This window comes from Crystallibacter permensis (assembly GCF_025960875.1).
In the GTDB taxonomy this organism is placed as follows: domain Bacteria; phylum Actinomycetota; class Actinomycetes; order Actinomycetales; family Micrococcaceae; genus Crystallibacter; species Crystallibacter permensis.
Genome location: NZ_JAODLR010000003.1, coordinates 213,723 through 225,028, shown reverse-complemented (window position 1 = coordinate 225,028; position 11,306 = coordinate 213,723). Strand labels below are relative to the sequence as shown.

Sequence of the window (11,306 nt, the reverse complement as noted above, 5' to 3'; positions counted from 1 at the left end):
ATCTCCCGAACTCCGCAGAACTCCAGGTCTTCCAAGCCTTGTCACCGGCTGGCAGTTGGTGGAACTGAGTCCAGTCAACTTGTCTCTGAATCTTTGGTGTTCGTTCCCGCATCTTTTGGGGGATGCGTATAAATATTTATACTCCCCCGCAAGCCGACACGCCAGAGCATCCGGGATTTTTTCCGAAAGATCTCCGGCGTGCCGCTGCTTTAGCTGAACTCGGGACTGGTAGTGCGGGAACGCTTGATCTCATAGAAGTACGGGAATTCCGCCAGTGCGACGGCTCCGTCGAAGATCCGGCCGGCGGCATCTCCTCGGGGGATCCGGGTCAGTACCGGTCCGAAGAAGGCTGTCCCGTTGAATGCGACGACCGGAGTTCCGACCTCGTCACCGACCAAGCTGATGCCTTCCTCATGGCTGGCACGCAGCTGCTCGTCATACTCATCGGAAGTGGCATAAGTTGCCAGGTCCGTCGGAAGGCCCACCTCCGCAAGCGATGCCGCGATGACGGCTTCGATGTCCTCGTTGCCTTCGTCGTGGATCCGGGTGCCCATGGCGTCATAGAGCCGCTTAACGTAGTCGGCGCCGTGCAGTTCCCGGGCCGCGATGATGACGCGGACGGGTCCCCAGGCGGTCTTAAGGAATTCCTTGTAGCTGTCGGGCAACTCGTCCCGGCCATCGTTCAGCACGGCCAGGCTCATGACGTGCCAGTCCACTTTGACCTCGCGGACCTTTTCAACCTCAAGCATCCAGCGCGAGGTAATCCAGGCGAACGGGCATGCCGGATCGAACCAGAAATCAACGGTCGACGGCGCGTTGTTATCGGGCATACTCGAAACTCCTTATTGTGGAAAATGTTTGTGGTGCTTAAATGCGCAACCGGGGATCAGGCGGATTTGTTCCGGCGCATGGCTGCAACGTCCTGCGGGATCAGGATGGGATCGCCCTTGCCCTTGATGACGTCGCCGGTAATGGCCACGGAGGCGATATCCTGACGGCTCGGCATCTCGAACATCACCGGCTGCAGCGCTTCTTCCACTATGGCCCTCAGGCCGCGGGCGCCTGTCCCGCGCTCAAGCGCGAGTTCTGCAACCGCTTCGAGAGCCTCCGGCTCGAAGGACAGCTCCACACCATCCAACTGGAACAGCTTCTGGTACTGCTTGATGAGCGCGTTCTTCGGCTCTGTCAGGATCTGGATCAGTGCCGCACGGTCCAATTTCGATACCGTGGCGATCACCGGCAGACGGCCGATGAACTCGGGGATCAAGCCGAACTTCAGCAGGTCTTCGGGCATGACCTGCCCGTGGCTGTCCACATCCTTGGAGACCTCGCGCAGCATGGCACCAAAGCCGACTCCCTTGCCTCCGGACCTACTCTCAACGATGTCCTCGAGTCCGGCGAAGGCACCGGCCACGATAAAGAGCACGTTGGTCGTATCGATCTGGATGGCTTCCTGCTGCGGCTGCTTCTTGCCGCCCTGCGGCGGGACGGAGGCGACGGTCCCCTCCAGGATCTTCAGCAGTGCCTGCTGGACTCCCTCTCCGGAAACGTCCCGGGTGATGGAGGGGTTCTCGCTCTTGCGCGAGATCTTGTCGATCTCGTCAATGTAGATGATCCCCTGCTCGGCCTTCTTGACGTCATAGTCAGCGGCCTGAAGAAGCTTGAGCAGAATGTTCTCGACGTCCTCACCAACATAGCCGGCCTCAGTCAGGGCGGTCGCATCGGCTATGGCGAACGGAACGTTGAGCCGGCGTGCCAGGGTTTGCGCGAGAAACGTCTTACCGCAGCCGGTTGGACCGACCAGCAGAATATTGGATTTGCCGACCTCGACGTCGCCCAGCGGACCGGCAGCGGCGGAATCAGGAGAACCTTCGGACACCGGAGCTGGCTGGGTACGTTTGTAGTGGTTGTAGACAGCAACCGCCAAGGCCCGCTTCGCCGGTTCCTGCCCGATGACGTACTCCTGCAAAGACTCAAAAATCTCCCGCGGCTTGGGCAGTTCGAAGCCGGCAGGCTCTGCCGCTACGGAGAATTCCTCCGCAAGCATCTCGTTGCACAGCTCGATGCACTCGTCACAGATGTAGACCCCGTGGCCCGCGACCAGCTTTCGGACCTGTTTCTGGCTTTTAGCGCAGAAAGAGCATTTGAGCAGGTCGCCGTTTCCACCGATGCGAGCCATATTCCGTCCTCTACCTGGTCGTCTGTCTGGATTGTGCGGCGCCAGTTCCGGTCAGGCCGACTTGTTCCGCCGCTTGGCAACTACATCGTGGGAAATGAGGGAAGGCTCCCCCTTGCCGTTCACCACGTCGGCGGTAATCACGACGGAAGCGATGTCTTCGCGGCTGGGCAGGTCGAACATCACCGGCTGCAGGGCCTCCTCGACAATGGCGCGCAGGCCACGGGCGCCTGTCCCCCGCTCGAGTGCGAGCTCGGCCACGGCTTCCAGAGCCTCCGGCTCGAAGGAGAGTTCAACACCATCCAGTTGGAACATCTTCTGGTACTGCTTGATCAATGCGTTCTTAGGTTCGGTCAGGATCTGGATCAGGGCGGTGCGGTCAAGGTGCGATACCGTGGTGATCACCGGCAGACGGCCGATGAATTCGGGGATCAAGCCGAACTTAAGCAGGTCCTCCGGCATGACTTCGCCGTAGCTGTCGGCGTCCTTGCTGGCGTCGCTCAGTGGAGCACCGAACCCGATGCCCTTGCGACCGGCCCGTGAACCGATGATTTCCTCCAGTCCGGCGAACGCGCCGGCCACGATGAAGAGCACATTGGTGGTGTCGATCTGGATGAATTCCTGATGCGGGTGCTTCCGGCCGCCTTGCGGCGGAACGGATGCCACTGTTCCCTCAAGGATCTTCAGCAGTGCCTGCTGGACACCCTCGCCGGAAACGTCCCGGGTGATGGACGGATTCTCGCTCTTGCGCGAGATCTTGTCGATTTCGTCAATGTAGATGATCCCCTGCTCGGCCTTCTTGACGTCATAGTCAGCGGCCTGGATGAGCTTGAGCAGAATGTTCTCGACGTCTTCGCCGACGTAGCCGGCTTCGGTCAACGCGGTGGCATCCGCGACGGCAAAGGGAACGTTGAGCCGGCGTGCCAGGGTCTGGGCCAGATACGTCTTGCCGCAGCCGGTGGGTCCAATCAGCAGAATGTTGGACTTGCCGACCTCGACGTCGTCGAGCGGGCTGGTGTCGGAGAGGTTCCCCGCGCTCTTGGGCGTGTGACCGGACTGGATCCGCTTGTAATGGTTGTAGACGGCAACGGCCAAGGCCCGCTTCGCCGGTTCCTGTCCGATGACGTATTCCTGCAGGAAGTCGAATATTTCACGCGGCTTGGGCAGTTCGAAGGAGCCGAGGTCCGAAACCTCCGACAGCTCCTCTTCGATGATCTCGTTGCAGAGCTCAATGCATTCGTCACAGATATAGACGCCGGGGCCGGCGATCAACTTCCGGACTTGTTTCTGGCTTTTGCCGCAGAAGGAGCACTTGAGCAGGTCAGCGCTCTCACCAATGCGAGCCATATTCAGTCCCCTTACTTGGTCCTACTGGAATCGGTCAACGCCCGGGAGCAGCGTGCGGAGCTCCCATGCTCAGACGAATGAAGGCGGCTGACTTGCTTCCACTCTAAATCACTTGGCTGACAGTTTCAGTAACCACAGAGCCCGTGGTGCCATGTTAAGCACCACGGGCTGAGTAGATCAGCAATGAAATTGCCAGATCACAATCATTAGGCCTTGTTGATGGCCGGCTTGTGAATCTTGCGCGAATCGAGGACCTGGTCGATCAGTCCGTAGGACAGCGCGTCCGCGGCCGTCAGGATCTTGTCGCGTTCGATGTCAACATTGACCTGCTCGGAGGTCCGGCCGCTGTGCAGCGCCAGAGTATCTTCAAGCCAGGAGCGCATACGCATGACCTCGGCTGCCTGGATCTCCAGGTCCGATGCCTGCCCGCGTTCACCGCCGCCGAGTGCCGGCTGATGGATCAGCACACGAGCGTTCGGCAAAGCCAGGCGCTTGCCCGGGGTACCAGCCGCCAGCAATACAGCGGCAGCACTGGCCGCTTGCCCGAGGCAAACCGTCTGGATCTCGGGACGGATGTACTGCATCGTGTCGTAGATGGCGGTCATCGCAGTGAACGAGCCGCCGGGCGAGTTGATGTACAACGTGATGTCGCGGTCCGGATCCGTGGATTCCAGGACAAGCAGCTGCGCCATGACGTCGTCCGCCGAGGCATCGTCCACCTGCACGCCAAGGAAGATAATCCGATCCTCGAAGAGCTTGGTGTAGGGGTCCTGGCGCTTGAAGCCGTAAGGCGTGCGCTCTTCGAACTGGGGCAGCACATAGCGGCTGGTCGGAAGGTTGGCTGCATGGCCGCCGGCAGCGGCAGCAAAATTGTGGTTCATCGTGATTCTCCTGCTTCTAATGATCGTAGGGGCGTGTCGCAGAACCTGCGATCATGAATCCTGTGAAGTTCCGCCGCCGCCGGTAACGCCGCCGGCATGGGCTGAAATCTTGTCGAAGAAGCCGTACTCGAGCCCTTCCTCGGCCGTAAACCACTTGTCGCGGTCATTGTCAATGAGGATCTGCTCCACCGTCTGGCCGGTCTGCTCCGCGGTCAGCTCCGCCATGACCCGCTTCATGTGCAGAATCAGCTCGGCCTGGATCTTGATGTCGGATGCAGTACCGCCGATGCCGCCGGAGGGCTGGTGCATCAGGATACGCGCGTGCGGGGTGGCGTAGCGCTTGCCCTTGGTTCCCGACGACAGCAGGAACTGGCCCATGGACGCTGCCAGGCCGGTGGCGACCGTGACGACGTCGTTCGGAATGAACTGAATGGTGTCATAGATGGCCATGCCTGCCGTCACCGAACCGCCGGGCGAGTTGATGTAGAGGTAGATGTCCTTGTCAGGATCCTCGGCCGAAAGCAGCAGCAACTGGGAACAGATGGCATTGGCGTTCTCGTCGCGCACTTCCGACCCGAGCCAGATGATGCGTTCCTTCAGCAGGCGGTTGTAGATGTAGTCTTCCCGTGTGGCCGGGTCGACGGTGGCCATCTTCGGAGTGGTTGATTCACTGGACATTCTGAAATACCTCTCGCTTGTCCCCACAGGCTTCACCGGTGTTCGGTGCAGTCCCCAGGTTCTTTTTCCTTCTTGGACACTAACGCGGATCAGTGCCCGTTTCTGCCTTATTCATGGGCTGTTCGCTGACGGCGCACCAGCGCACCGAGACGTTGCAGGCAGGTGGTTAAACGCGGCAACCGCCTACCCCGCGAAGGGTAGGCGGCCGCCATAAAGCTCTGCTGTTTAGGCCTTGGACTCGGCGGCGCTGTCGTCCGCGCTCTCCTCGGAACCGGCCTCAGCCGGGGCTTCCTCGGCCGGGGCTTCGTCAGCCTGAGCGGCTTCTGCCTGGGCAGCCTGGATCATGTCCTCAATGTTCGGCTCTTCTTCACCGGCGGGGCGGACGAAGTCGCTGAGGTCGACCTCGGCACCGTTGGTGTCCGTAACCTTGGCCAGCTCCAGCACCTTGGCCAGGGCCTTGCGGCGGCGGACCTCGGAAACCATCATCGGCACCTGGCCGCTCTGGTCGATGAGCTGTGCGAACTGGTTCGGATCCATGCCGTACTGGCTGGCGGAGGAAACGATGTAGTCGATCAGTTCTGCCTGGCTGACGCCAACCTCTTCCTTGTCCGCTACGGCGTCAAGGATGATTTCGTTCTGGAAGGCGCGCTCCGTGTTCTGGCGGACTTCAGCGCGGTGCTCTTCGGTGTCGTGCTCTTCGCTGCCGTCGCTGTTCTCCGGGCGGAAGTGCTGCTCGAGCTGCTCTTCAACCACGGATTCGGGAACGGGAACCTCAACGAGTTCCATCAGCTTGTCCAGCACCTTGTCGCGTGCTTCGACGCCCTGCTCCGTGACCTTGCTGGCGGCAGCCTGCTTCGCCAGGTCTTCCTTCAGCTCGGCAATGGTGTCGAATTCGCTGGCCAGCTGGGCGAAGTCATCGTTTGCCTCCGGCAGCTCGCGCTCCTTGACAGCCTTGATAATGACCTTGACTTCGGCTTCTTCGCCGGCATGCTCGCCACCGGCCAGCGTGGTCATGAAGGTCGCGTCTTCGTCGGCGCTCAGGCCGGTAACGGCTTCGTCCAGGCCCTCGAGCATGGTTCCGGCACCGACCTGGTAGGACAGGTCCGCGGCGGAATCAGCCTCTTCGCCGTTCACCTTGGCGGTGAGGTCCATGGTGATGAAGTCATCCTGGGCGGCGGGACGGTCAACGGATTTCAGCGTGCCGAACCGGCCGCGCAGGTCGTCCATGGCCTTTTCGACGTCGGCGTCGCTGGCTTCGGCAGCTTCAACGGTGACCTCGAGTCCGGAGTACTCCGGCAGTTCGATTTCGGGGCGGATGTCCACCTCGACGTGGAAGGACAGCTGGCCTTCGGTGGCAGCCGGGTCCGGGACCTCGGTGATCTCAACCTCGGGACGGCTCAGGGGGCGGATGCCGCTCTCCTGCACAGCGTTCTGGTAGAAACCGTTCAGGCCCTCGTTGATGGCCGTCTCGATGACGTAGCCGCGTCCAACCCGCTGGTCGATGAGCTTGGAGGGAACCTTGCCCTTGCGGAAGCCAGGCACCTGGATCTGGGAGCCGATTGTCTTGTAGGCCTCGTCGATGCTGGGCTTGAGTTCCTCAAAGGGAACCTCAACATTGAGCTTGACCCGGGTGGGGGTGAGGTTTTCGACAGCGCTCTTCACAGCGTTAGAACTCCTGATAGCTATAGGGGTTGGATCTGCACCAAGAATACAGAGTCGGGGCGACAGGACTCGAACCTGCGATCTCCTGCTCCCAAAGCAGGCGCGCTAGCCACTACGCTACGCCCCGTAGTGCACGGCAAGTCTACGGCCTAAGCAGACTCCGTGCACAATCGGCGGCGGCAAAAGGACTGCCGCCTTAACGAAAAAGACGGACCGCTGCCGGTCCGTCTCATCGCAGAGGGGATGACGGGAATCGAACCCGCGTAATCAGTTTGGAAGACTGAGGCTCTACCATTGAGCTACATCCCCAGGACGTTGAAACTCTAGCATGACCACGGACCGGTTTCGCAAATCGGCGGGCCTGCGCTCCGTTCAGGCCTGCTGGCAGCCCGGACACCAGTACAGCTTGCGGTTTCCCATCTCCGCCAGCACCACGTCAGTGCCGCAGACACGGCAGCCGAGTCCCTGGCGCTGATAGACATAGTGCGCGTTGTCCGGCCACACCGGCACGCCACTGCCCTCACGGTGTTCGGCACGCGTAGTGATGATCAGCCCGTCCCGGACACCGTCGCGCATGACCAGTGCAATGTCCTCCCACAGCAGTGCCGCTTCCTCGGCTGACAGGCTTTTGCCCGGGCGCCAGGGATTCAGCCCGCGGCGGAACAGCGTCTCCGCGCGGTAGATGTTGCCGACGCCGGCAATCACGTCCTGGCTCATCAGCAATGTGCCCACCGCGGAGCCTTTCGACGCCAGCCGCCGCACAAACTCGTCCGGGCGGGCATCCGATTGCAGCGGGTCTGGCCCCAGTTTGGCGACGACGGCGGACTGCTCGCCTTCGGTAATCACTTCGCAGGCCGTCGGGCCGCGCAGATCCGCCCAGCCATGCGCTGATACGAGCCTGGCGCGCACTTGGCCCACCGGCTCCGGCGGGCCGTCGTACGCAAGGTGGGGATCGTCGTCGTACGCTTCACGCTCCCCTACCCGGCGCGGCGCACCGATGCTGGAGGCGCCGCGAAAGGTTTCGTCGCCGCCGAAGTCCCAGGCGCCGTAGAGACCGAGGTGGACGCGCAGAATCAGCTCGTTGTCGAAGTGCAGGAACAGTTGCTTGCCGTGCGCGAGGGCAGCTTCCAGGATGTGTCCGTTGACCCTCTCCGCGCCGGCAGCGAAGCGGCCTTGCGGACTGCTGACGGCAAGGCGCTGACCGCCAAAGACGGAATTGAACTGGGCGGCGAGGCGGTGGACCGAGTGGCCTTCAGGCATGTGCTTTAGGCGGGAACTTCGCCGGTGGTTTCATACTCGGCGATCTTGCCGATCCGCCGCACGTGGCGTTCGGCGTTGGAAAACGGTTCGGCCAGGAACGCTTCGATGATGGCGGTAGCCTCGTCGACGCTGTGCTGGCGGCCGCCCACCGCGACGACGTTCGCGTCATTGTGCTCGCGGGCCAGCTTGGCCGTGTCCAGGTTCCAGGCCAGCGCCGCGCGTGCGCCCTTCACCTTGTTGGCGGCGATCTGCTCGCCGTTGCCGGATCCGCCCAGCACGATGCCGAGGGCGTCCTGGCCCGCGGCCTGGTCAGCCACTACTGCGAGCGCCGCGTTGATGCAGAAAGACGGGTAGTCATCCTCCGCGTCATACTCCTTGGGGCCGTGGTCGATAACCTCATGCCCTTGGCCGGTCAGGTGGTCGATCAGATGGTGGCTCAGCTCGAGTCCGGCGTGGTCGGTGGCAATGTGAACGCGCATATACGGTCCTTCTGGCGGGAGGGGCGGAAGAATGACGGCCTCAAGCCTACTCTGAACCAACGTGCTTGCTAGCGGCCGGGGGCGGAACGGCGGCACAACGGAACAGCAACTTTTTCCTTCATCGCATCACGGCGGTGCTGTACATCCGCGGGCGCGGTGAAAGAATGGCCGCACTATGCAAGGGTTCTTTCATACAGCCCCTGCACCCGCACAGTCCCCGCCGGGACCCGCTACGACACTGGAGGCATCACTTTGCCAGGTTTGAATCTGACCCGCGCCGAGGCCCGCGAGCGCGCCGCATTGCTCAACGTTGAGTCCTACGACGTCACTCTGGACCTGACCCGGGGCGAGAAGGTCTTCGGCTCCACGACCGTTGTGAAGTTCTCCGCGACGGCGGGTGCGTCAACGTTTATCGACGCCATCACGGATACGGTGCGTTCCGTAACGCTCAACGGTGTGGAATTGGACCCCGCGGAGGTTTCCGACGGCGTCCGCATCCAGTTGCCCATCCTGGCGGCATCGAATGTCCTGGTCATCGACGCGGACGCGCTGTACATGAACACCGGCGAGGGTCTGCACCGCTTCGTGGACCCGGTGGACAACGAGGTCTACCTTTACAGCCAGTTCGAGGTGCCCGATTCCCGCCGCATGTTCGCCGTCTTTGAGCAGCCGGACCTGAAGGCTGCCTTCCGTTTCACGGTCACCGCCCCGTCGCACTGGGACGTCATCTCCAACTCCCCCACGCCGGAGCCCGTCGCCGCCGGATCCATCGAGGAAGGCGGCGCCGCCTCCACCTGGGACTTCGAGCCGACTCCCCGCATCTCCTCCTACATCACCGCGCTCATCGCCGGCCCGTACCAGTCGGTGCGCAGCGAGCTCACCAGCTCCGACGGGCGCACGGTCCCGCTGGGCGTCTTTGCCCGCAAGTCGCTGATGCAGTACATGGACGCGGAGAACATCTTCGAACTCACGCACCAGGGCTTCGCCTTCTATGAAAAGCAGTTCGGCACGCCGTACCCGTTCGCCAAGTACGACCAGCTCTTCGTGCCCGAGTTCAACGCCGGCGCGATGGAGAACGCGGGTGCCGTGACTTTCCTGGAGAACTACGTCTTCCGGTCCAAGGTGGCCGAGGCCTTGGTGGAGCGCCGGGCCATCACCATCCTGCACGAGCTGGCGCACATGTGGTTCGGGGACCTGGTGACCATGCGCTGGTGGAACGACCTGTGGCTGAACGAGTCCTTTGCCGAGTTCATGTCCACGCTCGCCGCCGCGGAAGCCACCGAGTGGAAGCAGGCCTGGACCACGTTCGCCTCGATGGAGAAGTCCTGGGCCTACCGGCAGGACCAGCTGCCCTCCACACACCCCATCGTCGCGGACATCCCTGACCTGCAGGCGGTGCAAGTCAACTTTGACGGCATCACCTATGCCAAGGGTGCATCCGTCCTGCGCCAGCTCGTGGCCTGGGTCGGCCAGGAGCAGTTCATGGCCGGCGTGCGCGAATACTTCCGCAAGCATGCCTGGCAGAACACCGAATTGGAGGACCTGCTCTCGGAGCTTGAGGTTTCCAGCGGCCGCGACCTGAAGGAATGGTCCGCCCAGTGGCTGGAGACCGCCGGCGTCAATACGTTGCGTCCGGAAATCACAACCGACGACGGCGGCAAGATCACCTCGTTCGCGATTCTCCAGTCCGCCGTACCCGAGTTCCCGACCATCCGGCCGCACCGGCTCGCCGTCGGCTTCTATAACCTCGACGCCGAAGGCAAGCTGGTCCGCACCCACCGCGAGGAGCTCGACGTCGACGGCGAGCGCACGGAGGTGCCCGAACTCGCCGGCCTCGAGCGGCCCGCCCTGGTGCTGCTGAACGACGATGATCTGGCCTACGCCAAGATCCGGCTTGACGAGGTCTCCCTCGCGACGTCGAAGGTCCATGTGAAGGACTTCGCTGAGTCCCTGCCGCGGACCCTGGTGCTCGCCTCCGCCTGGGATGCTACCCGCGACGGCGAAACCCCGGCACGGGAGTACGCGGAGCTGGTCCTGAACAACATCGCCTACGAATCCGATTCCTCGGTGGTGCTGGTGCTGCTGCGGCAGCTGGCAACCACGCTGGCCTTCTACGTCAACCCCGCGGACCGCAAGCGCCTGACTCTCGCTGCGGCTGACCGGCTGTGGGAACTCAGCCAAAGCGCCGAGGCCGGTTCCGACGCGCAGCTGCAGTTCGTCAAGGCCTTCGCGCTGCACGCCCAGACCGATGCCCAGCTCGCCGCGGTAGCCTCGCTCCTCTCCGGCGAGCGCGTCCTGGACGGCCTCACCGTCGACGCGGACCTGCGCTGGGAGCTGCTGACGTCGTTGGTGGCCGGCGGCGAATTCGGGCAGCCGGAGATCGACGCCGAACTCGAGCGCGACGCCACGGCCACCGGCCAACGCGCTGCAGCCCTGGCCAAAGCGGCCATCCCCACAGCCGACGCGAAAGCGGCAGCCTGGGACGCCGTCGTCGTTCGTGGCGAGCTGCCCAACGCTACCCAGCAGTCCGTCATCGCCGGTTTCAACAGGGTCCATGACACTGCCCTGCTGGAGCCCTACGCGCCGGCGTACTTTGCCGCGGTCGAGGACATCTGGACCACGCGCACGCATGAGATCGCGCAGCAGATTGTGGTGGGGCTCTACCCCTCGCAGCTGGCCACGCAGTCCACCGTTGACCTGACCGACGAGTTCCTTAAGGCGCTCGGCACCGACTCGCCATCACTGCGGCGTCTGGTGCTGGAGAGCCGCGACGGTATTGTGCGGGCGCTGAAGGCGCAGGCCGCCGACAGGTAACGACGCCGA

Annotated in this window: 9 protein-coding genes and 2 tRNA genes; 1 reads left to right on the top strand and 10 read right to left on the bottom strand. The window is 62.7% G+C overall.

Going from position 1 to position 11,306, the window contains the following annotated elements:
- Positions 1 to 209: 209 nt before the first annotated feature.
- The 10 genes from B0G38_RS05170 to B0G38_RS05125 all read right to left on the bottom strand — a co-directional run bounded on the left by B0G38_RS05170 (position 210) and on the right by B0G38_RS05125 (position 8,483).
- Complete coding sequence (locus B0G38_RS05170; protein ID WP_264668445.1) at positions 210 to 830, bottom strand: mycothiol-dependent nitroreductase Rv2466c family protein; 621 nt, start codon at positions 828 to 830, stop codon at positions 210 to 212.
- A 56-nt stretch (positions 831 to 886) separates the two neighbouring features.
- A complete protein-coding gene (clpX, locus tag B0G38_RS05165) occupies positions 887 to 2,179 on the bottom strand; it encodes an ATP-dependent Clp protease ATP-binding subunit ClpX (RefSeq protein WP_264668444.1) in 1,293 nt (430 codons plus the stop codon).
- A gap of 51 nt (positions 2,180 to 2,230) precedes the next feature.
- Complete coding sequence (gene clpX / locus B0G38_RS05160; protein WP_264668443.1) at positions 2,231 to 3,523, bottom strand: ATP-dependent Clp protease ATP-binding subunit ClpX; 1,293 nt, start codon at positions 3,521 to 3,523, stop codon at positions 2,231 to 2,233.
- 206 nt (positions 3,524 to 3,729) lie between these two features.
- Complete coding sequence (locus B0G38_RS05155; protein ID WP_264668442.1) at positions 3,730 to 4,404, bottom strand: ATP-dependent Clp protease proteolytic subunit; 675 nt, start codon at positions 4,402 to 4,404, stop codon at positions 3,730 to 3,732.
- A 51-nt stretch (positions 4,405 to 4,455) separates the two neighbouring features.
- Positions 4,456 to 5,055 (bottom strand): ATP-dependent Clp protease proteolytic subunit, encoded by a 600-nt coding sequence (locus B0G38_RS05150; RefSeq protein WP_169996759.1) that lies wholly within the window; start codon positions 5,053 to 5,055, stop codon positions 4,456 to 4,458.
- Positions 5,056 to 5,307: 252 nt separating this feature from the next.
- Positions 5,308 to 6,744, bottom strand: a complete 1,437-nt coding sequence (gene tig / locus B0G38_RS05145; RefSeq protein WP_264668441.1) for a trigger factor — start codon at positions 6,742 to 6,744, stop codon at positions 5,308 to 5,310.
- Positions 6,745 to 6,798: 54 nt separating this feature from the next.
- Positions 6,799 to 6,871: transfer RNA gene (locus B0G38_RS05140), tRNA-Pro, on the bottom strand.
- Positions 6,872 to 6,982: 111 nt separating this feature from the next.
- A tRNA-Gly gene (locus tag B0G38_RS05135) sits at positions 6,983 to 7,053 on the bottom strand.
- Between the two features lie 63 nt (positions 7,054 to 7,116).
- Entirely contained in the window at positions 7,117 to 8,004 is an 888-nt protein-coding gene (locus B0G38_RS05130) for an Fpg/Nei family DNA glycosylase (protein WP_264668440.1), read from the bottom strand.
- Positions 8,005 to 8,009: 5 nt separating this feature from the next.
- Positions 8,010 to 8,483, bottom strand: coding sequence for a ribose-5-phosphate isomerase (locus tag B0G38_RS05125; protein ID WP_264668439.1), 474 nt, complete (start codon positions 8,481 to 8,483; stop codon positions 8,010 to 8,012).
- Positions 8,484 to 8,735: 252 nt separating this feature from the next.
- Between B0G38_RS05125 and pepN the strand changes: the two genes are divergently transcribed.
- Positions 8,736 to 11,297, top strand: coding sequence for an aminopeptidase N (gene pepN / locus B0G38_RS05120; protein ID WP_264668438.1), 2,562 nt, complete (start codon positions 8,736 to 8,738; stop codon positions 11,295 to 11,297).
- Positions 11,298 to 11,306 lie beyond the last annotated feature (9 nt).